We start from the raw sequence: 23,461 nt of genomic DNA on the forward strand, positions 1-23,461 counted from the left end.
TAATGCCGCACCATTCCCTGGCTGCGGACATGGGCTTATGCAACTGGAGCGGCATTAGGATCAGCTATTTAGCCGGCTCGGCCTGCGCCTGCCAGCCTCCACCGATGGCCTTGTATAGGCTCACCTGGTTGGACAGGGCCGCCAGCTGACTGGAGACCAGACTCTGCTGGGCGCTGAACAGGCTGCGCTGAGCATCCAGCCGGGTCAGGTAGCTGTCCACACCGTGCTGATAGCGCTTGTCCGCCAGGGTGAAGTAGGTCTGGTTGGCTTCCACCTGGGCCTGTTGGGCCGCCAGCTGTTGCTGGTAGTCCGTCTGGGCGTTCAGGCCGTCCGAGACTTCCTGGAAGGCGGTCTGGATGGTCTTCTCATAGGTGGCGACCGCCTGCTGCTGATCGATCTTGGCGACATCCAGGGTCGCCTGGTTGCTGCCGAAGTCAAACAGCGGCAGGGACAGGCTGGGCACGAAGGACCAGCTGCCGGAGCCCGCGCTGAACAGATCCCCCAGCTCGGCACTGGCGGTTCCCGCGGTGGCCGTCAGGCTGATGCTGGGATAGAAGGCGGCTCGCGCCACCCCTATGTTGGCATTGGCGGCCTTGAGGCTGTGCTCCGCGGCGGCGATGTCCGGCCGCTGGGTCAGCAGGCTGGAGGGGGCGCCCACCGGAATGGCGGCGAATTGTACCTCGGCCAGCTGGCTGGGCAGCGCCAGATCCGCCGGCAGCGGGCTGCCCATCAACAGGGTCAGGGCGTTGCGATCCGCCGCCTGCAGCCTGTGGTACTGGGCCGCGCTGGCCTTGGCGCTCTCCAGGCTGGTGCGGGCCTGGGCCAGCTCCATCTCGGAGGCGGCCCCCAGGGCCTGCTTGCGGGCGATGAGGTCGTAGCTCTCCTGCTCCGTGGCCAGGGTCTGCTGGCTCAGGGCCAGCAGCTGGCTGTCGGCGATCAGGTTGAGGTAGGCGTCCGCCACCGAGGCCACCAGCGCCAGCTGGGTGCTGCGCTGGGTCTGGGTTTGCGCCAGGTAGTTTTCCAGGGCCTGGTTCTTCAGGTTCTGCACCCGGCCAAACAGATCCAGCTCATAGGAGGTCACCCCCAGGTTGGCACTGTACTGGCTGCTGATGCTGGCATCGCCGCCGGTCACGGTGGAGGGCGAGCGGGAGCGGCTGCCGCTGGCGCTGATGTCCAGCCCAGGGAACTGGGCCGCCCGTTCGATGCGGTATTGCGCCTCATAGCGCTGCACCGCCAGCACCGACAGGCGAAGATCCCGGCTGTTGTCCAACGCCAGCTGGATCAGGCGCTGCAGGGCCGGATCCTGGAACTGCTGTTGCCAGCCCAGGGGCGCGGCCTCGCTGGTGCCGGCCTGCCAGGTGGCGCCGGCCGGGGTGGCCGGGCGCTCGTAGTCGGGGGCCAGAGAGCAGCCCCCCAGGATCAGGGTCAGGCTCAGGGCGAGCAGGGTCTTAGTCATGGTTTACCTCCGACTGGGCGTGGGCCAGCCGCTCGGCCCGGGATTCGTGCTTGGTGAAATAGCGGATGATCAGCACGAAGAACAAGGGAACGAAGAAGATGGCCAGCACGGTGGCACTCATCATGCCGCCCAGCACCCCGGTACCGATGGCGTGACGGCTGCTGGCACCGGCGCCGGAGCTGATGGCCAGGGGCAATACCCCAAGCATGAAGGCCAGCGAGGTCATCAGGATGGGGCGCAGACGCATGCGCGCCGCTTCGGCCACCGCTTCGGTGAGGCCCCTGCCCTTGTCATACAGCTCCTTGGCGAACTCCACGATCAGGATGGCGTTCTTGGCCGACAGCCCTATGGTGGTCAGCAGGCCCACCTGGAAGTAGACATCGTTCTCCAGGCCGCGGGCGGTGGCGGCGACTATGGCCCCCAGCACCCCGAGGGGCACCACCAGCATGACGGAGAAGGGGATGCTCCAGCTTTCATACAGGGCCGCCAGACAGAGGAACACCACCAGCAAGGAGATGGCATACAGGGCGGGCGCCTGGGCACCGGCCTGCCGTTCCTGATAGGACAGACCCGTCCACTCCAGACCTATGCCGTCGGGCAGCTGCCGGACTATCTCCTCGATGGCGGCCATGGCATCCCCGGTACTCTTGCCGGGGGCGGCTTCACCGACGATTTCCATGGCCGGTACACCGTTGTAGCGCTCCAGACGGGGTGAACCATAGCCCCAGCTGGCGCTGGCAAAGGCGGAGAAGGGCACCATGTCGCCACCGCTGTTGCGCACGTACCAGCGGTTGAGATCCTCCGGGTTCATGCGGAACAGGGCATCGGCCTGCAGGTAAACCTTCTTCACCCGACCCCGATCCACGAAGTCATCCACATAGGAGGAGCCCCAGGCGGCGGACAGGGTGTCGTTGATGTCGGAGACCGACAGCCCTTGAGCCATGGCCTTGTCGTAGTCGATCTTGACGTTCAGCTGGGGGGTGTCTTCCATGCCGTTGGGCCGTACCCGTACCAGGTTGGGGTTCTGGGCCGCCATGCCCAGCAGCTGGTTACGGGCCTCCATCAGCTTCTCGTGTCCCACCCCGGCGCGGTCCTGCAGGTAGAAGTCGAAGCCGGTGGCGGTACCCAGTTCGGGAATGGCCGGCAGGTTGAAGGCGAAGACCTGTGCCTCCTTGATGCTGAACAGGAAGCCCATGGCCCGGCCTATGATGGCGTTAGCGCTGCGATCCGCGCTCTTGCGCAGGCTCCAGTCCTTGAGCTTGATAAAGGCCATACCGGTATTCTGACCTGAGCCGGCGAAGCTGAAGCCCGCCACCGTCATCACTGTCTCGACGTTGTCCTTTTCCTGCTCCAGGAAGTAGTTGCGCATCTTGCTCATGACTTCCTCGGTGCGCTCCTTGGTGGCGCCCACCGGCAGTTGCACCATGGACATGATGACCCCCTGATCCTCTTCCGGCAGGAAGGAGGAGGGCATGCGCATGAAGAGCACGGCCAGGATACCCAGCATGGCGGCGTACAGGATGCTGTAGCGGATCCCTTGCTTCACCACCTTGCGCACACCGCGCTGATAGGCGTGGGAGCCCCGATCAAACCAGCGGTTGAACCAGCCGAAGAAACCGCGCTGCTCACCAAACTCACCGTGCTTCATGGGTTTGAGCAGGGTGGCGCACAGGGCCGGCGTCAAGATCATGGCCACCAGCACCGACAGCACCATGGAGGAGACGATGGTGATGGAGAATTGGCGATAGATGGCTCCCGTCGAACCACCGAAGAAGGCCATGGGCACGAACACGGCGGAGAGCACCAGGGCGATGCCCACCAGGGCGCCGGTGATCTGATCCATGGACTTGCGGGTGGCTTCCAGGGGCGAGAGATCCTCCTCGCTCATCAGACGTTCGACGTTTTCCACCACGACGATGGCATCGTCCACCAACAGGCCGATGGCCAGCACCATGCCGAACATGGTGAGGGTGTTGATGGAGAAGCCGAAGGCAGAGAGCACCCCGAAGGTCCCCAGCAACACCACGGGCACGGCTATGGTGGGGATCAGGGTGGCGCGGAAGTTCTGCAGGAACAGGTACATGACGCAGAACACCAGCACAATGGCCTCGATCAGGGTGTGCACCACTTCCTCGATGGAGATCTGGACGAAGGGGGTGGTGTCATACGGGTAGACCACCTCCATGTCTTCGGGGAAGTACTGGGACAGCTCGGCCAGCTTGGCCTTCACCTTCTCGGCGGTGTCCAGGGCGTTGGCGCCGGTGGCCAGCTTGACCGCCAGTGCCCCTGTAGGCTTGCCGTTGTACTTGGCCTCGGCATCAAAGCTTTGACCGGCCAGTTCCACCCGGGCCACATCCTTGATGCGCACCTTGGCACCATCCTGGGTTACCTTGAGCAGGATATTGCCGAACTCTTCAGGCGTGGTCAGACGGCTCTGTCCCATGATGGTGGCGGTAAACTGAGTCCCCGCCAGGGACGGGGTACCGCCCACCTTACCCAAGGCCACCTGGGCGTTTTGCGCCGTGATGGCAGAGGTCACATCGGCAGGAGTCAGCTTGAAGCGCTCCAGCTTGTTGGGATCCAGCCAGATGCGCATGGCGTACTGGCTGCCGAACACGCTGATTTCCCCCACGCCATCCAGCCGGCTGACCGGCTCCTTGATGTTGGAGACCAGGTAATCGGAGAGGTCATCGTTCCCCCAAGTGCCCTTGGGGGAGATGATGGCGGCCACCATCAGGAAGCTGCTGGAGGTCTTGCGCACGCTGATGCCCTGTTGCTGCACCACTGTGGGCAACTGGGAGGTGGCCTGCTGCAGCTTGTTCTGCACCTGCACCTGGGCGATATCCGGATCCGTACCCGGCTGGAAGGTCAGGGTGACAGAGACGTTACCGGCGGCATCGCTCTGGGCGGACATGTAGAGCAGGTGATCCAGCCCCGTCATGTTCTGTTCGATGATCTGGGTCACCGACTCTTCCACCGTCTTGGCGGAGGCGCCCGGGTAGCTGGCGGAGATCCCCACGGCCGGCGGGGCTATGGTGGGATACTGGGCGATGGGCAGCTGGGTGACGGACAGCAGGCCCGCCAGCATGATCACCAGGGCGATGACCCAGGCGAAGATGGGGCGGTCAATAAAAAATCTTGCCATGAGGCGGTTACTCCTTGTCGGCGCCAGGGGTGGCGGCGGCTTCTTGCGGGACTACCTTGGCGCCGGCCTGTACCTTCTGCAGGCCGGCCACGATCACCTTGTCGCCCGCTTGCAGGCCGGACTCCACCAGCCAGCTGCCGTTGATGCTCTGGCTGACCTGAATATCCCGCTGTTCCACCTCGTCCTGACCGTTGACCACCAGCACGCTGGTGCCGCCCCGCGGGGTACGGCTCACCGCCTTCTGGGGTACCAGCAGGGCGTCGGATCGTTGGCCTTCATCCAGGCTGGCACGCAGGAACATGCCGGGCAGCAGCAGGCCATCCGGGTTTGGCACCACGGCCCGCAGGGTCACCATGCCGGTGGTTTCATCCACACTGGCATCGGCAAACTGCAGCTTGCCCTCTTGGGAATAGGCACTGCCGTCTTCCAGGGTGAAGCGCACCAGGGGCTGCTGATCCTTGTCGGTGGCCAGCTTGCCCTCGGCCATCAGGCGCTTGAGGTGCAGCAGATCCGTGCTGGATTGGGTCAGGTCCACATACAGGGGATCGAGCTGACGAATGGTGGTGAGGGCATCGCTCTGGGAGGCGGTGACCAGGGCGCCTTCGGTGACGGCAGAGGCGCTGATCCGGCCGGAGATGGGGGCCTTGATCAGGGTGCGATTGAGATCGATCTGGGCACTCTTGAGGCTGGCCTTGGCGGCGGCGACCTGGGCCTGATACTGCTTCCAGCTGGCCTGGGCATCGTCATAGTCCTGCTGGCTGACGGCCTGGATCTTCACCAGCTCGGCATAGCGCTTGGCCTGCAGGCGGCTGGAGGCCTCCAGGGCTTCGGCCTGGGCCAGGCTGGCTTTGGCACTGGCCACGCTGGCTTCATAAGTGTCCGGATCTATCTGGTACAGGGGCTGGCCGGCCTTCACCTGGCTACCTTCGGTGAACAGGCGCTTCTTCAGGATGCCGCCCACCTGAGGCCGGACTTCGGCGATGCGATAGGCGCTGGTGCGGCCGGTGAGCTCGCTGGTCAGCGGCAGGGTGACGGGTTGCAGGGTGACCACATCCACCGGCGTGGCGCGGGCCGGGCCGGCCGGTTGGGCCGTGGTGGCCTCGCCGCAGGCGGTCAGCAGTAGGCTGGAGAGCACCAGGGCGACCAGCGTGGGGCGAAAGGAGCGAGCGGGCATAATGCGTGAATCCTCTTAAGTGTCCATTCGTGCTAGGTAGGAGGGGAAGCCGATTTGGCAAAGCGCTTCCTGCATGGCAATATACATACATGCAAGAATGTATGTAAGCGGTTTTTGCGCATTTTTACCCTGATTACCTGAGGACACAATGGCTCGTAGAACCAAGGCTGAAGCTCAAGAAACCCGCCGTGCCATCATGCAGGCGGCCATGCGCCAGTTCAGTCAGCAAGGCTGGGCCGCCACCAGCCTGGTGGATGTGGCCCGGGAGGCCGGCGTGACGCGCGGCGCCATCTATTGGCATTTCGAGAATAAGGCGGAGCTCTTGATCGCCCTGTGGCAGGAGCTTTGTGAGCCCATAGGCCAGATGCTCTCCGCCAGCTTGAACGTGGATGAGCCGGATCCCCTGGGTCACCTGGAGCGCTTCTTGTTGCTGCTGCTGGAGAATGTCACCGAAAGTGACTCCCACCGCGAGTTCTTCCGCCTGTTCTTCAATCAGACGGAGCCCAGCAGCGAGGTGGAGGCATTCCATCGGATGATCAAAGAAGAGATTGCGGTCTACCAGTCGGAGCTCAAGGCGGCGTTATGCAACGCCATCCATCGTGGGCAGTTGCCCTCCGATCTGGATGTGGATCAGGCGGCGGTGTTTATCCACTGTGCCTTGGATGGCTTGATCCTCAACGCCCTGCACCCCTGCAGCATGATCAGCCTGGCCCTGCATACCAAGACCTATGTGCACTTCATCCTCTCGGCGCTGCGTCATGGCCTGCCGGATGAGGCCAACACAGGGTGTTGTGCTAAATAGGTGCCCATAACTGGTGCAACTGATGATAACTGGTGCTTTTTTGTTAATTTATCTGTTGCTAATCAAGATGTTAACCATAGTTTTTCGCTAATCCACGCTGGTTTTTGTCGGCAGCCATCCCTATTATCGGGTGCTTCTTGGTCGTAGGTATGGAAGGATTCATGCGTAAACTCTCCTTACAGTGGAAGATTTCACTGCTGGCCGGTGGCTGTCTGTTGCTGGCCATGGCCACCCTGACGGGCATAGCCCTGTTCGACATTCAGCAGAGCAACCAGATGGTGGTGGCGCAGATCAGCGATGAGCTCAAGCTCGATGCTGAACAGCAGATGATGCGCCAGGCGGCGCTGCAATCGGCAGAACTGACCGACTTCCTCTCCGAGGTGTATGTACGGGGCGAGGCGGCGGTACAGGCCCAGCTGTTCCAGAAATCCTTTGCCGAAACCAACTTGCTGGATGGTGAGCTGCTGCGTGGCGCCGTGATGCATACCCTGCGGGCCACCCTGGAGAGTTCAGCCAGCCTGTTGGGCGGCTTCGCCATCTACCAGCCCAATGCGCTGGATAATGCCGACGGTGTCTACACCGGGGCCAGCTATCTGGGTTCCAACGATGCGGGGCGCATGGCCTTCACCTGGCGCAAGCTGGGGGACAAGCTCTCTCGCGGTAGCCTGGATGAGATCCAACTGGTGGGTGACAAAGCGGATCCCTTCTACGGTTGCACCCTGCAAAGCCAACAGATCTGCCTGCAGGAGCCCAGACTGGTGGACGGGCAACTGCAGACCAGCCTCTCTTTGCCCATTGAGCAGAATAAGAAGCTGATCGGTGCCCTGGGTTTGACGGTGGATCTGAGCCGTTCTCAGGCCATGATGGAGCAGGTGGACACCCAACTGTATGAGGGGCAGGGGGATGTGGTGCTGCTCAGTGGCCAGGGCACAGTGCTGGCCAGCACCGCCGAGGGACTGCAGGCAGGTCAAGGGCTGGCAGCACAGGATGCGGCGCTGGGTGAGCGGGTCGGTCAGTTGTTGGCGGCGGCGGACGAGCAGCTGAGCTGGGCCGATGGCATGCTGGAGCTATTCCTGCCCATCGCCGTGCATGGCAGTGCCAAGCCTTGGGCCATGCTGATCCGGGTGCCGGCCCAGGCGGTGCTTTCCCGGGCCAGCGGCATGGAACAGCAACTTTCCGCCGAACTCAAAGGCACCCTGACCGAGCTGATGCTGCTGGCGCTGCTGATCACCGCCATCGGCCTGGGGCTGTTCAGCCTGCTGGCTCGGCAGATTGCCCGGCCCTTGGCCGGGGTGGCAGATCGCCTCAAGGATATCGCCCAGGGGGAAGGGGATCTGACCCAACGCATTCGCCTCGACCGGCACGACGAGCTGGGGCAGCTGGCCAACTGGTTCAACGCCTTCTTGGACAAGATCCACGGCACAGTCCGCACCCTGGTAGGCGGTGTCGGCACCAGCCGGGAAGCCACCCAGGCGGCTGTGGCCTTGACTGCCAGCAACAAGGCGGCCCTCAACAGCCAGTTCCATGAGCTGGACATGGTGGCCTCGGCCATCGAGGAGATGCACCAGACCTCCCAGGAGGTGGCGGTGAGCGCCAACCGGGTGGTGAGTGCGGCAGACAGTGCCGAGGAGGCGGCCCAGCAGGGTAAGGCGGTGGTGGAGGAGACCCGCCAGGCCATGGAGCAACTGATGGACTACATCAATGCCACCAAGCCCAAGGTGGAGTCCCTGTCTGCCAACAGCGACAACATCAGCCAGATCCTCGAGGTGATCACCGCCATCGCCGAGCAGACCAACCTGCTGGCCCTCAATGCCGCCATCGAAGCGGCGCGGGCCGGCGAGCAGGGTCGCGGCTTTGCCGTGGTGGCGGATGAGGTGCGCAACCTGGCCCGGCGCACCCAGGATTCGGTGGTGGAGATCCGTCAGGTGATCGGCGATCTGCAATCCGGCACCCGGGAGGTGGTGAACGGCATCCTGGAGAGCCATCAGCAGGCGGACGTGACCCAGCAGCATGCCCGTCAGGCGGTGAGCCATATCGAGGAGATCACCCACGCCATCGCCACCATCCAGCAGATGAGCAACCAGATTGAGGTGGCCATCAAGGAGCAGGGGCAGGTCAGCGGTGAGATCAGCGTCAATATCAATAATGTGCGCAAGTCCAGTGAGCAGGTCATCGCCCAATCCAACCATGCCGACGAGATGCTGACCCAGCTGGCCGGCCTGGCGGATGAACAGCAGCGCCTGGTGGCACAGTTCAAGGTGTGATGCGGCATAAAAAAGCCGCGACCTAGGTCGCGGCTTGGCGTGGTGAGGCTGTCCGCTTAGAAGCTGCCGGTGGAGCTGGCGCTGCTGCCGCTGGCGCCGGTAGTGACGGTGTTGTTGCCGCCACTTTGCCAGACCAGATTGGTGGTGGCGCTGGTTTCACTGCGCTTGATGCACTTCCAGCTGATGGTCTTGTTGGCCGGCACGCTGACGGCACCGGTCCAGGTGGGATAGCTGGTGGGGTTGAGCTTCACGGCGGAGGCCGGCGCCCAGCTACCCAGGGTGGCATCATCCCCAACCACGTAGACAGACTGCCCCAGGGTGGTGGTGCCGTTCTGGCAGGTGAAGTTCACCGTGGCGGTGCCGGGTTGCGGCTCATCACCGCTCTTGGTCACTGAGACGATGGTGGCACTGCTACCGTCGAAGGTGATGGTATAGGTGCCGGCGCCCTCGGTGATCAGGTAATCGGTCGAGGGAACGGCCACGGTCCAGTCGGTGTAACGGCTGATCTTAAAGCGCGGGTTGTCGGTACCGAAGGTGGCCGTGTAGGTCCACAGATTGCCTTCACCCTTGGTCATGGCGGTGGCCGCCCAGCTGTTGGGGGTGCCACGGAAGTAGGCGTTCTCCCAACCCACAGGATCCGGGGTATCACCACAGCCCTTGCCCACGTAGATGGCGGCCGCCTTCATGCTGCCGACATTGAAGTGCGCCATACCGCCGCTGACGGTCACGCACTGCTTGTCACCGGTAACGGAGCCATACTGACCATCCGGCATGCCGGTCTGCAGATCCACGCTCATGGCGGAACCTTCTCGGTTGATCACCACAAAGCCCTTACCGTTACGGCCGAAGGCGATCTGGTTGTTGCCGTTATCCCACCAGTTGGTCATGCCTTGACCATCGGTCTTGTTGCGGAAGGCCACCATGTTGGCGATATCGCCCCAGCGGTGTTCGCAGACCCAACCGTTGTTCTGGCAACCCTGGGCGCTGGCGCTGGGCGGGCCTTGGTCGCTGTCATCAAAGTAGTAGCTAGACATGACCTTGGGGTAACCATAGGGCCAGGCCAGCATGAAGACGTTGGCCAGGTTGTACAGGTCGCCGTTCTTGTAGTTCAGCACGTTGGCACCACCGGCACCGTGACCACGCTGGTTGTCATGGTTATCGGTAAACACAACGGCGCTGTTACTGGCCATAAAGCCCCAACTGGTGCCAAATGTCTTCAGGTAGCTCAGCTTCTTGTTCTTGAACACATCGCCGATATTGGCGCTGTACTTGAACTCGGTGACCGGGCCGATGGAGGTGTAATCGGTGGACTTGATGGCTTCTGACCCGTAGGGGTCGATTACTTCCTGGAAGATGTACTTGGGCGTCTGTTGCAGGCGTGCCAACACGGCGCTCATCTCATAGGGATCTATGTGCTTGGCGGTGTCGAAGCGGAAGCCGGCAACACCAAGATCCATCAGATGATTCATGTAGTTGGCGGCTGTCTGCTGCACGTAGCTGGAGCCGGTGTTGAGATCCGGCAGGCCACTGAGGCCACAGTTGCGCACCCGCCAGGCGTTGGAGCCGTAGTCTTCCGGGTTGATGCCGCACAGCGGCTGGTGGAAGTCCTGGGCGCTGTACATGGGGTAGCTCAGGGTGCCGGTGTTGAAGCTGGAGCCGGCGGTGCCGGTGCCAGAGCCGAAGGCCATGTGTTGCCAGATGACATCCACATAGATGTCCACCCCGGCGGCCTTACAGCGGCTCACCATGTCGGCAAATTCCTGCTCGTTACCGCTGCGACTCACCAGCTTGTAGCTCACCGGCTGATAGCGGGTCCACCAGGCCGAGCCTTGGATATGCTCCTGGGGCGGGGATACCTGGACGGCTGAGTAGCCTTTGGGGCCCAGCACGTTTTCACATTCGGCGGCGATGTCGTTCCATTTCCATTCAAATAAATGGACGAACACTCCTGCCTGGGCACTCTGACCCAGACTAGCCAGCAGGCCAGCCATCAGGGCCGTCTTCACTATTGCTTTCATTAGCTCAAATCCTTATGTCATGTTTTTATGGTGCCGTCTGGAATCTGGTTAAGGACGACGGCGGTGAGATTTTTGTGGATCTCGGCTTGGCATGCCATCAGGGGGTGGTGAAATGGTGACCTGTCTCTCGTTGTGTCAAGTGAATTTATCTTTACCTGAATGGTGAGGATTGTTGATTATCGGACATGGTGTGATGGCGGGGCAGTGAGTGGGTTGAGATGAGACAATCACCAAGGGGGCCATCGGCCCCCTCGTTCATGGGCTTATTGCAGCTTGAAGCGTTCGACTATCTGGGTCAGCTGACGGTAGGTTTCGCCGATACCGGCGGTGCTGGCCACGGTGGCGTCGCCATTGCCCTGCAGATGGTGGATCACCTCTTTGATGGCGTTCATGTTGCGGCTGATCTCGTCGGTGACGGCCCGCTGCTGTTCGGCGGCGGTGGCCATCATGGAGCTGAGATCGTTGATCTCCACGATATGGGTGGACATCTCATCCAGTGAGTGGGTGACCTGGCGGGTGTTGTCGGCGGTACGCAGACAGCTGCTCTTGGTGGCATCCATGGATTGCACCACAGTGCCGGTGCCTTGCTGCAGCCGGGTGAGCATCTCCTTGATCTCCAGGGTGCTGCTCTGGGTGCGGGCCGCCAGGGCTCGTACCTCGTCCGCCACCACGGCAAAGCCGCGGCCCAGATCCCCCGCCCGGGCTGCCTCGATGGCGGCATTGAGGGCCAGCAGGTTGGTCTGCTCGGCGATGCCGCCGATGACCCCCAGAATGGAGCCGATCTGTTCGGCATCCCGCTGCATGGTCTGGATGGAGCTGGCGGTGCCCTCCACCTCATCTACCAGGGCACTGACGCTGTCGATGGCGATGTTCACCACCTGGCGGGAGGTTTCCGCCTGCTCGCTGGTCTCCTGGGTCAGCTTGGCGGTGGCGGCGGCGTTCTCGGCCACCGAGTTGGCGGTGCTGCTCATCTGGGTGATGGCGGTGACCACCAGATCCGTTTCCTGCACATGGCTGTCCAGCAGTTGCTGACTGGTGTCGGTCTGTTGGCTCAGCTGCTGGATGCCGCTGCTTAAGCGCTCCGAGGCCTGGCGCACCTCCAGCATCATGCCCTGCAACTGTTCGATGAAGCGGTTGATGCCGGTGCCGATCTGACCCAGATCATCGTCGCTGGTCACCGCCAGACGTCGGGTAAGGTCGCCACTGCCGCGGGAGAGATCCAGCACCAGATCCCGCAAGGAGATGATGGGACGGTAGGCGACCCGGGTGGCGGCCACCGAGATCAGCATGATGAGGATACCGGCCACCACCAGGCTCAGGGTGATGGTGCGGTTCAATCCGGCGGTGATGCTGTGGATGTAGTCCAGATCAACATAACCCGTCAGGGTCCAGGGGTTACCCTGCACCTCGATCTGCTGGCTCTGGGGCACCAGATCGGCATCCGGGTGATCGCTGAACAACAGGGTGCCTTTGGCATCGGCCAGCTCAAAGTGGCTGCCGTGCTGGCTGGCCTGGGCCAGTTGCTCCTTGACCGGGGTGAGGTCGAGGTAGAAGAAGTAGGCGGAGTCGGCTCCTCTGGGCACCAGTATCCGCACCAGCGGCTTGCCGTCCTCCTCCAGAATGGGACTGACCTGTACCTGTTTGCTGTCTGCGGGGATCAGCTCGCGCAGCGCCTGTACCCGGCTGGCGTCCTCGATGACACCGCCGCCATCGAACGCCATGTCGCCGATCACCTTGACGATATTGTAAAAACCGGTTTCCTCCAGGGTTTTCTTGACGTTGGTGACGCCGAAATTGAGGTTGGCGGCCAGCAGGATTTTTTGCTGGATATCGCTGGTGAGCTTCTCCTTCACCCAGGCGATCTGTTGCTGGATGGCCTGGGTCTGGGAGGCCTGGATATGGCGGCTGACGACGTAGTTGACGCTGAGGTAGGCGGTGAGCACTGTGATGAAAATGACCGAGCAGAACAGCACATAGATCTTGGTCTTAAAAGGCATCATCTTCATGTCGATTCCCTGATAAGGACTGGGGGCTTGAGGTGGAGTGTAGACCCCAATGGGAGGGGCGTCGGATACGACGCCCCAAACTGTGTGGCAGGATCCACGCCTTGGCGTGGCCTTACTTCTTCTTGGCGTACTTGAGTGAGTCCAGTGCCACCGCCAGTATGATGATGGCGCCCTTGATGATGAACTGCCAATAGGGGCTTACGCCGATATAGGTCAGGCCGTAGTTGATCAGGGTAAAGATGATGACCCCGGTGACCACTCCAGCGACCGTGCCCACCCCGCCGGAGAAGGAGACACCGCCCACCACGCAGGCGGCGATGGCGTCCAGCTCGTACATGAAGCCCAGGTTATTGGTGGCACTGCCCACCCGGCCCGCTTCTAGCATGCCGGCGAAGGCATAGAAGACCCCGGCCAGGGCGTAGATCAGCACCAGATTCACCGCCACATTGACTCCGGATACCTTGGCCGCCTCCGGGTTGCCACCGATGGCATAGATGTTTTTGCCGAAGCGGGTCTTGTTCCACAGGATCCAGATAAAGGCGATGGCCAGGGCGGCGTAGAAGGTGAGATAGGAGAGCTTGAATCCGCCTATTCGGATGAAGCCCTGGGCAAAGTGGGAGAAGCGCGGATCAAAGCCCGCCACCGGTGAGGCGCCCACGTAGTCGAAATACAGGGAGTTGATGCCGTAGACGATGATCATGGTCCCCAGGGTGGTGATGAAGGGGGTCACGTTCAGGTAGGCCACGATCAACCCGTTGATCAGGCCGATGAGCCCGCCGATGAGGCAGACCACCAGGATCACCACGGGAATGGGCACCTCACCCAGCGCCGGGAACACCTTGTTCACATTGGTGAGGGATTGCAGCAAGGTGGCGGCAATCAGCGCCGCCAGGCCCACCTGGCGACCGGCGGAGAGGTCGGTCCCCTGGGTGATGATGAGGCCGGCGACCCCCAGGGCTATGATGATGCGCACCGAAGACTGAGTCAGTATGTTGCTCAGGTTGGTGAGGCTCATGAAGGAGGGTTCCTTGACGATGATCACCAGCAAGAGGATCAGTAACACCGCATAGATGCCCCCTTCCTTGAGGGTCCGCATCAGGTTGAAGTTTTTTGCCCACTCCATAATGTTCTTCCTGTTCTTATAGGTACAAGGAGGCCAGGCGCAGGATCTCGCTCTGGTCGGTCTCTTTGGTATTGACGATGCCGGCGACCCGGCCATTGCTCATCACCAGGATGCGGTCTGTGATCCCCAGCAGTTCGGGCATCTCGGAGGAGATGATGATGATGCCCTTGTCCTTCTTGGCCAGCTCCAGGATCAGCTGATAGATCTCGAACTTGGCCCCCACGTCGATGCCGCGGGTAGGTTCGTCCAGCATCAGCACCTCGGGTTGGGTCAGCAGCCAGCGTCCTATGATCACCTTCTGCTGGTTACCGCCGGAGAGGGAGCCGATCTGGGTGCGCTGGCTGGGGGTCTTGACCCGCATGGCATCGATGACCCATTGGGTATCACTCTTCATCTGCCTGTCGCTCAGCAGCCCCATGGGTCCCTTGTAGTGATCCATGTTGGCGATGAGGGAGTTGAAGGTGATGTCCAGCTGGGAGTAGATGCCGGTGGAGCGGCGTTCCTCGGTGACCAGAGCGAAGCCGTTGGCGATGGCTTCGTGGGCACTCTGGTTACTCATCTCCTTGCCGTGCAGGCGGATGCTGCCCTGGCTGCGCTCGCGCACCCCGAACAGGGTTTCCACCACATCGGTGCGGCGGGCGCCTACCAGGCCGGCGATGCCCAGGATCTCACCCTTGTGCAGGTTGAAGCTGACGTCCTGGATGGAGGGCTGGTTGCGGGCGGTCAGGTGCTCCACTTCCAGTATCACCTCCTTGGGCTCATTGGTTTTTTCGGGGAAGCGCTGGGTCAGCTCCCGGCCCACCATCATGCCGATGATCTGATCCATGTTGAGGCCGGCCAGCGGCTCGGTGGCGATCCACTGACCGTCCCGCAGCACGGTGATCTCGTCACACAGCTGGAAGATCTCCTCCATCTTGTGGGAGATGTAGACGATGCCGCAGCCCTTGTGCTTGAGCTTGTTGATGATCTTGAACAGGTGATGCACCTCCTTCTCCGTGAGGGAGGAGGTGGGTTCGTCCATGATGACAATCTTGGCGTCGTAGGAGAACGCCTTGGCGATCTCCACCATCTGCATCTGGGAGACCGACAGGCTGGCCACCTTGGCGCGGGGATCGATGTCGATATCCAGCTCTTTGAAGATGCGCTGGGTATCGGTGAACATCTTGCTGTGGTCCACGAACAGCCCCTTGGTGGGGTAGCGGCCCAGCCACATGTTATCCATCACGCTGCGCTGCAGCACCAGGTTCAGCTCCTGATGCACCATGGAGACGCCGTTTTCCAGTGCCTCTTTGGAGGAGGTGAAATCCACCTCCTTGCCCTGGAAGAAGATCTTGCCCTCGTCCTTCTGATAGATGCCGAACAGGCACTTGAGCAGGGTGGACTTGCCGGCGCCGTTTTCCCCCATCAGGGCATGCACCGAGTGGGGGCGCACCTTGAGATTGACCTGATCCAGCGCCTTGACACCGGGAAAGGACTTGCTGATGTCAATCATCTCCAGCAGCCATTCGGATGTTTGTTCTGTTCTCATAGGGTCGTCTTGGGTCTGGGGTGGGGGCAGGGAGCCAGGCTCCCTGCCGCAGGGGGGTTACTTGAAGTCGGCCAGGTTGTCCTTGTCGACGCCCACATAGGGGATGCGGACCACCCGGTTTTCCAGCTTCCAGGTGGTGCCTTCACCGGCCGGTTTGCCCAGCCCCAGGTTGCGGGTCAGGTCGAAGGTGGCCTTGGCCTGATTGGCGGCATCGTTCAGCACTGTCCCGGCCATGGCTCCTTGTTCAATCAGGGCCAGGGCTTCGGCCAGGGCGTCGACGCCGAACACCGGGATGGCGGTCTTGCCCTGGGCCTTCAAGGATTCGATGGCGCCCATGGCCATGCCGTCGTTGTTGGCGATGACCAGCTCAATCTTGTTGGCGTTGGGGCCGGAGATCCAGGCATCCATCTTGTCCTTGGCCATGGCGGTATCCCACATGCCGGTGTCCAGGTGCAGCTGCTCGGTCTTGATGCCCTTCTCGTTGAGGGTCTTCACCACGTAGGTGGTGCGGGCTTCGGCATCCGGGTGGCCGGGTTCCCCCTTGAGCAGCACGAACTGGATGGCGCCATCCTTGTTCAGATCCCATTCCGGGTGGGCGGCCCACTGCTTGGCGATCAGTTCACCCTGGATGATGCCAGACTCTTTGGAGTCGGTGCCCACATAGTAGGCCAGGTCATAGCTGGCCATGTCGGCGGCACTGGGTTCCTTGTTGTAGAACACCACAGGGATGTTGTCGGCCCGGACCTTTTCGATCACCACAGAGGCGGCGGCCGGATCCACCAGGTTGATGGCCAGCGCCTTCACCCCCTTGGCCAGCATGACGTCGATCTGGTCATTCTGCTTGGACTGGTCATTCTGGGAGTCGTTCATCAGCAGCTTGACGTCCGGCGCCTTGGCCGCTTCCGCCTCAATGGCCTTGCGCACCACCGACATGAAGTTGTCGTCGTACTTGTAGATGGTAAAGCCCAGGGTGGTTTCGGCGGCGGCCAGCTGGCTCAGGGTCAGGCCGGTGATCAGGGTGGCGACTGCAGTCAGTTTTCTCATTGTCCTTCTCCGGTTTCCGTTTGGGTATAGGGGGGATGTCCCCGTTAGAGCGTAGAAGCTGCATGAATGTGTCGGTAATGTAGCCGCCCTGTTAACCGACAAACTGTGATCTGCCTTCTAAACAGTGAAAGCGTTTGCAAATAAACCCAACCGGTGATGCTCGGCAGGGGGTCGCCATGCCAGCTCACTGATAGATGAGGTTAAAGGTGACGCTGGCGTTGGCCTGGCCGGCGGTGACTGTGGCTTGGGTTTGCAGGTAGCGGACCCGCAGGGGCAGGGTGAGGCCGGCCCCTTCGGCCAGGCTGGCGCCTGAGTAGAGCGGCGTGTCGGGAAAACGATTAAGGGGCAGGGGGGTGTTATCGCTGCGCAGTAGCTGGATGGCGACACCGCTGGCGCCCCCGCCGTTGAGCTGCACTATGCCCTGCTCGCCGGCATTGCTGACATCGGTGTCGGCGATGGCATTGAACAGGATATTCACCTGGGCCACGCTGCCGGTGCAGTTCTCCAGCTGGAGATGGAAGGGGCGCGGTGCCGTGGTGTAGCCGATGCCGGAGAACTGGTTCAGGTTGTAACTGCCCATCTCCACGCTGAGGTTCTGGGAGCCACTACTGACGCTACAGGTGCGTCCCGTGACATTGAGACACAGGGCTTCACCACCGATCTGCAGCCTGGCCACCGTCTGATCACCAAAGCGGATCTCCCCCAGGGTGGCACCGGCCGGCAGGCACCAGCTGCCGGCCCACAGGCTGCTCATGACGAAGAAGTCGATACGCATGGAGCTGGGATCGGTCAGATCGTAGCTGGTGGGGGCCGAGAGGCTGCCATAGGGCTGAAAATAGCTGTTGAGGCCCGAGGTGCTGAGGTTCCAGCTGGGGGCATAGCCGATGCCGGGCAGGGCCGTGATGCCGTAGATGGGGTTGCCGTTGGAGTTGCCGTAGTTGCCGGAGGCGTACCCCAGCGGACTGTTGCTGCCCACCATGTTGAGATAGCCTGCCGCCTCGCTGCCATCGCAGCTACTGGCCCAGGTATTGATGCCCTGGGCGCCGCCAAAGTCGAAGGGGTGTGAGCCCACCGAGGTGGTGATGGTGAGGCTCTTGCTCTGCCCGCTGTGATTGTACAGGGTCGGCGCCGAGCCGCTGTCGATGGTACAGGTTGCCCACACGGCAGGGGTGAGCAACAGCAGCAGGCCACACCAGAGGCTGCGCAGGGCTGGGATCATGGGGCTGACTCCTGAGTGGGCCGACACAGGCCGGGCTGCTCGGGCAGATAGAGGGCGGCGGCATTGGGTTTGGCGGGTAACTGATAGTCTAGCTGGCAGCGGCGCGTCGCATCGTCGCCCCAGCGCACCCGCAATCGTCCCTGACGGGCATGGACCCGGGCATACAGCTGGCCCCCCTGGGTCACGGCGCCAACCGTCTCGCCTGACTCGTCCTGCACCTCGGCTCCGAAAGGCAATGGCGTGCCGCTGGGCAGGCTGGCGGGCAGCAGCAGGGGGTAGCCGCGCCGGCTGGCAAACTGCAACCGGATCACGGCACCGGCATCCGGTTGTACCTGGTGCTGGGTGGTGAGCAGCTCGACCTGGCTGTCCATCTGCGCCGGATCCAGCTCCAGGACATTCTCCCGGAACGGGGTGAGATAGGGCGCCACCGCCCGGCCCCGGCGGTCGAGCCGTATCTCGGGCCAGTTGCGCAGCCGGGCCCCGGCGGCGCCAGGGGCCTCTATGATGGCAACGCTCTCCCCCAGCTCCCGGCTGGTCAGCAGGCCGCCGTCGTGCAACAGCAGGGCGCCACGGCTGCCCAGGCCCAGTTGCCGCTGGCGCTGATCATCCCCGCTGACGCTGCCACTCACGATCATGGCCTGCGCTCGCCACTGGCCATTGGCCCCGAGGGAGTGGCGCGTTTGGCCCGCCTCCTGCCACTGGGCCGTGCTCAGCCCATAGCTCCAGGGTTCATCCCCGGCACCGTTGCCCGCCAGATAGGCCTGACTCTGCCAGCCTTGCTGGGCACTCTTGTCCAACATCAGGCTCAGGGTATGGGGCCGGGTCCCCCCCAGGGGCAGGCTGAGGCTCAACTGGTAGTGATTTTCCGCCTCGATGTCGTCACCGGCACTGCGCCGGGCGGACAGGTTGAGACTGACGGGGCCCAACAGGCGCTGATAGCCCAGCTGACCGTACCACAGGGCGTCGGCTTGCCAGTCGGACTGCCAGGAGGCGGAGAGGTAGAGGCTGCCACCCTGGCCCGGCAGGGGCTGGTTCAGGGTGAGATCCAGGCGGCGACGGGGCGGGCCGACCCAGGTGGTTTTCTGGGTCTCAGCCTGCCGCTGTTGCAGGGCTTCGGCCAGGGAACGGTAGTCGGCGGAGCCGTACTGCTGACCGGTGAGCGTCAGGCTGCTGCCGGTGCTGTTCCACTGCCGATTGAAGCGAGCCCGCCAGCGTTGGCTGGTCTGGCCGTCCCCCGGGTTGGCCTGGGTCAGATCCAGTGACAGGGCACCCCAGGGGGTATTGAAGGCCAGCCCCAGCAGGCCGGCGGCATAGTGTTCGCTCAGCTGGCCACCGAGATAATAGCTGCTGAGGTTGCTCAGCCCCTGATGCCAGCTGGTTTCCAGCAGGGCGGGGTGGGCACTCAGATCCTGGATGTCCACCTGGCCTGCGGTGGCGCTGTAACGCCGCTGTCCGCTGCGCAGCAGCTGAGGCAAGCCGTTATTGGCCACGCTGAACACCTGCTCGCTGCCATCCGCCTCCTTCACATGCACCTCCAGATCGCCGCCGTAGCCGGTGGGATTGAGATCGTCGATGACGAACTCCCCTGGCGGCACATTGGTCTGATACAAGAGGCGCCCCTGCTGCAGCACGGAAACCCTGGCATGGCTACGGGCCTGACCGCGGATCACGGGGGCGAAGCCCTGCTCCTTGTCCCCCAGCATGCGGCTGTCCGTGGCCAGGCTGGCGCCGAGGTAGCCGACGGAGTCAAAGAATTGTCCCTGTGTGTTGGACTGCCCCAGGGTCAGGCGCCCCTGCCAGTCCGGCAGGCTGCGCCACAGGTTGGTCTCCAGGTTGTTCCAGTCGCTCTGCCCTTGATTGGCTACCGACAGGGTGGAGCGATGGCGCAGGCGCCATACCTGCCAGTTGAGGCCACCGTCCAGGCTCAGGAAGCCTTGGCTCCTAGTCTGGCTGGCGGTCCGGTAGCGGTAAAAGTTGACATCGTAGTTGAGCAGGGCGGCGGTCTCGCCGCTTTGCCATGAGCCGGCACCTGGCCGGGATTTGATAAGCCAAACCTGGGGCACCGTCAGTAACAGGGCCAGGCGGGCGCCGTCGTAGCGCCAGCTGATCTGCGGGTCCAGTTCGGCCGGCGCCACGCAGGCATCCGGGGCAGTCAGGGCGGTGACTTGCTTCTGGTCATCGGGGGCGCGAAGGCCCAGCTGGGCCAGCAGATCCGCCGTCAGACAGGGCCGCAGGGCCTGGCCGGCCGGCGCCGCCAGTTGGAGGTTGATGCGTCCCCGGTTGACCTCGTTGACCCAGACATCCAACGGATAACGGCCTGGCGGCAGCGGGCCCTGGGCCAGCCGCTTCAGGTCCAGCTGTGCCCCGCCTTGTTGCTGCAAGAAGGTGGTATCGAAACGGATCTCTTCGGCGGCCAGCCCCTGGCTAACGGCCAGCAGCAGGCTGAGGCTAACGCGCCACCGCCAGTTGTTGGGGTCGCAGGGCGCCATAGTCATCAATGCTCTGTAAGGTCAGCTGCAGGGTCCCCTTGCCAGGCGGTGAGGCCAGGGGCAGCGCTTGGCGGGAGAAGGGCGCCAGCATCAGGCTGCTGGGGGTCAGCGCCTGTTGGCCTTGCGGCAACACCAGTGTCAACTGGGTCAGCGTCAGGTGATAGGGGCTGGGGTTGTCCAGCCACAAGGTCTGGCCGTCCAGTCGGCTCTTGAGCAGGGTGGGGGCCTTGGCCACCTCTGGGCTCAATCCCGTGGGCCGGAAAAACAGCTTGAGGCGGGAGCGGATGGCCAGTTGCAGGTAGTTGCTGTCCTCCGCCGGTTTGGGCGGGATATCCAGCACATTGAGCCAGAACAGGGATTCCCTGTCGGTCGGCAGGGCCTTGCTCTGGGTGTAGGTCAGGCGCAGGGCCTGGGCCTGCTTGGCATCCAGCCGGAAGATGGGCGGCAGCAGGATAAAGGGTACCTGGGTCTGATCGGGCTTGGCGTTGGGATCGCCCTCATCCAGCCAGGCCTGCACCAGGGCCGGCGCCTCCCCCGGGTTACTCAAGGATACCGACACCTCCCGCGCACTGGCGGGATAGATGACCCGGGTGGTGTTGATCACCACGTTGGCCTGGGCTGGCGCTATCAGCGCAGCGGCCAGCCAGACCAGGTGACGCAGGTGGTTTATCAGCATGCCGTGACTTACAGGTAGTCGAGACTGAAGATCGCCTGGGCTTCCACACTCCCGGCGGTGGCGCTGCCATTCTCTGAGAAATACTGGGCATACAGCTGAATGGCTGCCGTGCCGGAGGAGGCATCTACCGACAGGGAGTTCTGGGCGCTCTTGCTACCCTTGGACAAGTCCAGGGCGACAAAATTGGCGTTGAGCAGTTGCACCTGGACATTGGTGGCGGGGGAGACGGCCGCGATGTTGTTCAGGGTGCCGTTGCTGGTATCGATGTCATCCGTCTGTTCAAAGTAGAGCCCCACCGAGGTGGCGCCGGCATCGCAGCCGGTGAGGCTGACGGTGAAGGGGGTGCGCCCGGCCCAGCTACTGGCACTGGCGAGGGTCGTGGCCGCCAGGGTGGGCAGGGTGACCGTCTGACTGCTGCTGGAGAGCACACAGGTGTTGCTGGTGAGGGCACCGGTGAAGTTGATGGTGCCGTCGTAGGCATGGGCTGCGGTACTGAACAGGGTGCTCAGCAGCAGAGCGCGGGTCAGTTGATTGGCGTTCATTTTCCATTCCTTCGTCTGTTGTTTCTGGATGGCCGACTGTCATGCAGCGGCTCTTTTTTTTGGATTGGTTCTTCTTTGACCACCTCATGCTAAGAAGTGTTAAGGAGTAAAGATGTGAGCGGCTTCGAGTTATAAGCCTCGCTCGGCCGGGGCAGATGTTATTAATGTGATCCTGATGCATCTTTAGGTGTGAGCGTTACCCATTTGGAGCTAAATGGTTGGTTTCATTTGAATTTAGTGGTAGGTCAACAGCAGGAGACCCCTGTGTACCTGGTGTGTGTCGGGGGCTAGCCAGAGGCGGCTGAGGGGTCTGTGGGCGGCAAGGCAGTGGGCAAAGTGTAGTTGGGCAGGTTGACTGGATCGGGTTTGATCCAGGCTGATCTGACAGGTGGTCTGGCGTAGCTGACCCACCAGGTGCAGGTGACCCGTGTCGGCCTGCAAGGGGAGCAGGCAAAGCGCCAGGAGCAGCCAGAGAAGTTTCATGTCGGGGTCATGCGCCGAGGCGGTGGGTCACTTCCGCAAGTATATCCGGCGGGTGGGGATTTTGCCCCGGCAGGCCGGGGCAAATGGCATCAGGCTTCGCTGGGGGTGCTCAGGCCGTCTGCGTTGGACTCGCTGTGGCCCTGGCAGGCGGCGGCGGTGAAGATGACGTCGGTCGAGCTGTTCAAGGCCGTCTCGGCGGCATCTTGCAGCACGCCAATGATGAAGCCCACGGCCACCACCTGCATGGCCACCTCGTTATCGATGCCAAACAGGCTGCAGGCCAGGGGGATGAGCAGCAGGGAACCCCCGGCCACCCCGGAGGCGCCGCAGGCGCTGACGGTGGCGATGATGCTCAGCAGCAGGGCGCTGGGCAGATCCACCGGTATGTCCAGGGTGTGTACGGCAGCCAGGGTCAGCACTGTGATGGTGATGGCGGCACCGGCCATGTTGATGGTGGCACCCAGGGGGATGGAGAGGCTGTAGGTCTCCCGGGGCAGGCCTAAGCGTTCGCACAGGGCCAGGTTCACCGGGATGTTGGCGGCGGAGCTACGGGTGAAGAAGGCGGTGAGGCCGCTCTCCTTCAGGCAGGTCAGCACCAGGGGATAGGGATTCTTGCGGGTGACGCCGAAGACGATGAGCGGATTCACCACCAGGGCGATAAACAGCATGCAGCCCAGCAGCACCAGCAGCAGCTGGGCATAGCCCAACAGGGCACCGAAGCCGCTCTCGGCCAGGGTGCCGGCCACCAGGCCCAGGATCCCCAGGGGGGCGCAGCGGATCACCGCCCGCACCAGGCTGGAGACGGCGCCGGCCAGCTCCTGGATCAGGTTGCGGGTGGCCTCACTGGCGTGACGCAACGGCAGGCCCAGGGCCAGGGCCCAGGCCAGGATGCCGATGTAGTTGGCGTCGGCCAGCGCCTTGACGGGGTTGCTCACCAGGTTGAACAGCAGGTTGCCCAGCACCTCGGTGATCTGGCCCGGTGGGGTGAGCTGGTCTGCGCCGGCCACCAGCTTGAGGCTGGTGGGGAAGGCGAAGCTGGCCAGCACGGCCACCAGGGCGGCGCTGAAGGTACCGAACAGATAGAGCAACAGCAGGGGGCGCATGCGGGTCTGGGTGCCCTGTTGGTGGCCGGTGACGGCGGCCAGCACCAGAATAAACACCAGGATCGGGGCCACGGCCTTCAAGGCGCCGACAAACAGGGTGCCCAGCAGGCTGGTGGCCTGAGCGGCGGCCGGGGCGAAATAGGCCAGCAGCAGGCCCAGGATCAGGCCGATGACGATCTGGCTCACCAGGCTGAGGTTCAGCAGACGCCGGATGAGGGAGGCGGGGGTTTGACTCATGTCCGTTACTGGCACCCAGTGGTGCCCTCCTGTGGTTACTGTATTGGATTAGGTAATTTTGCGGGGGTGGAATATCCCATGATCTTCCCGGGGGATCCAGTTCGCCGGCTGTTTCTTTGCCCTTTGATGGGCGCTTTGTCTGGTTTTATCGT

General features: G+C 62.7%; 16 protein-coding genes. 2 read left to right on the top strand and 14 right to left on the bottom strand.

Annotated elements, in window-relative coordinates; translation table 11 throughout:
• Positions 1-64: 64 nt before the first annotated feature.
• The 3 genes from ABD847_RS13495 to ABD847_RS13505 are packed head-to-tail and all read right to left on the bottom strand — an operon-like array spanning position 65 to position 5,775.
• Positions 65-1,456: an efflux transporter outer membrane subunit gene (locus ABD847_RS13495; RefSeq protein ID WP_345013896.1), complete on the bottom strand. Its 1,392-nt coding sequence runs from the start codon at positions 1,454-1,456 to the stop codon at positions 65-67.
• Positions 1,449-4,601: an efflux RND transporter permease subunit gene (locus tag ABD847_RS13500; protein ID WP_345013899.1), complete on the bottom strand. Its 3,153-nt coding sequence runs from the start codon at positions 4,599-4,601 to the stop codon at positions 1,449-1,451. Before ABD847_RS13500 ends, ABD847_RS13495 begins: the two co-directional genes overlap by 8 nt.
• A gap of 7 nt (positions 4,602-4,608) precedes the next feature.
• Positions 4,609-5,775, bottom strand: coding sequence for an efflux RND transporter periplasmic adaptor subunit (locus ABD847_RS13505; protein WP_345013901.1), 1,167 nt, complete (start codon positions 5,773-5,775; stop codon positions 4,609-4,611).
• A gap of 148 nt (positions 5,776-5,923) precedes the next feature.
• On the opposite strand from ABD847_RS13505, the gene ABD847_RS13510 reads away from it, so the two are divergent.
• Both ABD847_RS13510 and ABD847_RS13515 read left to right on the top strand, forming a co-directional pair.
• Complete coding sequence (locus ABD847_RS13510; protein ID WP_345013903.1) at positions 5,924-6,577, top strand: TetR family transcriptional regulator; 654 nt, start codon at positions 5,924-5,926, stop codon at positions 6,575-6,577.
• Between the two features lie 161 nt (positions 6,578-6,738).
• Complete coding sequence (locus ABD847_RS13515; protein WP_345013905.1) at positions 6,739-8,841, top strand: methyl-accepting chemotaxis protein; 2,103 nt, start codon at positions 6,739-6,741, stop codon at positions 8,839-8,841.
• A gap of 56 nt (positions 8,842-8,897) precedes the next feature.
• Here the strand turns inward: ABD847_RS13515 and ABD847_RS13520 are convergent, their stop codons facing one another.
• From ABD847_RS13520 to sstT, 11 genes are all read right to left on the bottom strand, one after another.
• Positions 8,898-10,859 (bottom strand): carbohydrate-binding module family 20 domain-containing protein, encoded by a 1,962-nt coding sequence (locus ABD847_RS13520; RefSeq protein WP_345013907.1) that lies wholly within the window; start codon positions 10,857-10,859, stop codon positions 8,898-8,900.
• 263 nt (positions 10,860-11,122) lie between these two features.
• Positions 11,123-12,856, bottom strand: a complete 1,734-nt coding sequence (locus ABD847_RS13525) for a methyl-accepting chemotaxis protein (protein ID WP_345014078.1) — start codon at positions 12,854-12,856, stop codon at positions 11,123-11,125.
• A 121-nt stretch (positions 12,857-12,977) separates the two neighbouring features.
• Positions 12,978-13,988, bottom strand: coding sequence for a galactose/methyl galactoside ABC transporter permease MglC (gene mglC, locus ABD847_RS13530; RefSeq protein ID WP_345013909.1), 1,011 nt, complete (start codon positions 13,986-13,988; stop codon positions 12,978-12,980).
• 16 nt (positions 13,989-14,004) lie between these two features.
• Positions 14,005-15,516 carry a galactose/methyl galactoside ABC transporter ATP-binding protein MglA gene (gene mglA / locus ABD847_RS13535; RefSeq protein WP_345013911.1) on the bottom strand — a complete coding sequence of 504 codons (1,512 nt, stop codon included), beginning with the start codon at positions 15,514-15,516 and terminating at the stop codon, positions 14,005-14,007.
• Between the two features lie 57 nt (positions 15,517-15,573).
• Entirely contained in the window at positions 15,574-16,560 is a 987-nt protein-coding gene (mglB, locus tag ABD847_RS13540) for a galactose/glucose ABC transporter substrate-binding protein MglB (protein ID WP_345013913.1), read from the bottom strand.
• Between the two features lie 184 nt (positions 16,561-16,744).
• On the bottom strand, positions 16,745-17,779 hold the full coding sequence (locus ABD847_RS13545; protein WP_345013915.1) for a fimbrial protein: 1,035 nt from the start codon (positions 17,777-17,779) through the stop codon (positions 16,745-16,747).
• A complete protein-coding gene (locus tag ABD847_RS13550) occupies positions 17,776-20,274 on the bottom strand; it encodes a fimbria/pilus outer membrane usher protein (RefSeq protein WP_345013917.1) in 2,499 nt (832 codons plus the stop codon). Before ABD847_RS13550 ends, ABD847_RS13545 begins: the two co-directional genes overlap by 4 nt.
• On the bottom strand, positions 20,228-20,944 hold the full coding sequence (locus ABD847_RS13555) for a fimbrial biogenesis chaperone (protein WP_345013919.1): 717 nt from the start codon (positions 20,942-20,944) through the stop codon (positions 20,228-20,230). The genes ABD847_RS13550 and ABD847_RS13555 overlap by 47 nt, the downstream gene beginning before the upstream one ends.
• Positions 20,945-20,952: 8 nt before the next feature.
• Positions 20,953-21,486 (bottom strand): fimbrial protein, encoded by a 534-nt coding sequence (locus ABD847_RS13560; RefSeq protein WP_345013921.1) that lies wholly within the window; start codon positions 21,484-21,486, stop codon positions 20,953-20,955.
• A 234-nt stretch (positions 21,487-21,720) separates the two neighbouring features.
• A complete protein-coding gene (locus ABD847_RS13565) occupies positions 21,721-21,969 on the bottom strand; it encodes a hypothetical protein (RefSeq protein ID WP_345013923.1) in 249 nt (82 codons plus the stop codon).
• A gap of 89 nt (positions 21,970-22,058) precedes the next feature.
• Entirely contained in the window at positions 22,059-23,309 is a 1,251-nt protein-coding gene (gene sstT / locus ABD847_RS13570) for a serine/threonine transporter SstT (RefSeq protein WP_345013925.1), read from the bottom strand.
• Positions 23,310-23,461: the final 152 nt, after the last annotated feature.

Origin of the sequence: Pseudaeromonas paramecii (assembly GCF_039540575.1) — a bacterium.
GTDB classification, from domain to species: domain Bacteria; phylum Pseudomonadota; class Gammaproteobacteria; order Enterobacterales; family Aeromonadaceae; genus Pseudaeromonas; species Pseudaeromonas paramecii.

What these genes read in the sequence shown, in the direction of transcription:
- ABD847_RS13495 (WP_345013896.1), bottom strand. Translation starts at nt 1,456, where the DNA reads ATGACTAAGACCCTGCTCGCCCTGAGCCTGACCCTGATCCTGGGGGGC.
- ABD847_RS13500 (WP_345013899.1), bottom strand. Translation starts at nt 4,601, where the DNA reads ATGGCAAGATTTTTTATTGACCGCCCCATCTTCGCCTGGGTCATCGCC.
- ABD847_RS13505 (WP_345013901.1), bottom strand. Translation starts at nt 5,775, where the DNA reads ATGCCCGCTCGCTCCTTTCGCCCCACGCTGGTCGCCCTGGTGCTCTCC.
- ABD847_RS13510 (WP_345013903.1), top strand. Translation starts at nt 5,924, where the DNA reads ATGGCTCGTAGAACCAAGGCTGAAGCTCAAGAAACCCGCCGTGCCATC.
- ABD847_RS13515 (WP_345013905.1), top strand. Translation starts at nt 6,739, where the DNA reads ATGCGTAAACTCTCCTTACAGTGGAAGATTTCACTGCTGGCCGGTGGC.
- ABD847_RS13520 (WP_345013907.1), bottom strand. Translation starts at nt 10,859, where the DNA reads ATGAAAGCAATAGTGAAGACGGCCCTGATGGCTGGCCTGCTGGCTAGT.
- ABD847_RS13525 (WP_345014078.1), bottom strand. Translation starts at nt 12,856, where the DNA reads ATGCCTTTTAAGACCAAGATCTATGTGCTGTTCTGCTCGGTCATTTTC.
- mglC (WP_345013909.1), bottom strand. Translation starts at nt 13,988, where the DNA reads ATGGAGTGGGCAAAAAACTTCAACCTGATGCGGACCCTCAAGGAAGGG.
- mglA (WP_345013911.1), bottom strand. Translation starts at nt 15,516, where the DNA reads ATGAGAACAGAACAAACATCCGAATGGCTGCTGGAGATGATTGACATC.
- mglB (WP_345013913.1), bottom strand. Translation starts at nt 16,560, where the DNA reads ATGAGAAAACTGACTGCAGTCGCCACCCTGATCACCGGCCTGACCCTG.
- ABD847_RS13545 (WP_345013915.1), bottom strand. Translation starts at nt 17,779, where the DNA reads ATGATCCCAGCCCTGCGCAGCCTCTGGTGTGGCCTGCTGCTGTTGCTC.
- ABD847_RS13550 (WP_345013917.1), bottom strand. Translation starts at nt 20,274, where the DNA reads ATGACTATGGCGCCCTGCGACCCCAACAACTGGCGGTGGCGCGTTAGC.
- ABD847_RS13555 (WP_345013919.1), bottom strand. Translation starts at nt 20,944, where the DNA reads ATGCTGATAAACCACCTGCGTCACCTGGTCTGGCTGGCCGCTGCGCTG.
- ABD847_RS13560 (WP_345013921.1), bottom strand. Translation starts at nt 21,486, where the DNA reads ATGAACGCCAATCAACTGACCCGCGCTCTGCTGCTGAGCACCCTGTTC.
- ABD847_RS13565 (WP_345013923.1), bottom strand. Translation starts at nt 21,969, where the DNA reads ATGAAACTTCTCTGGCTGCTCCTGGCGCTTTGCCTGCTCCCCTTGCAG.
- sstT (WP_345013925.1), bottom strand. Translation starts at nt 23,309, where the DNA reads ATGAGTCAAACCCCCGCCTCCCTCATCCGGCGTCTGCTGAACCTCAGC.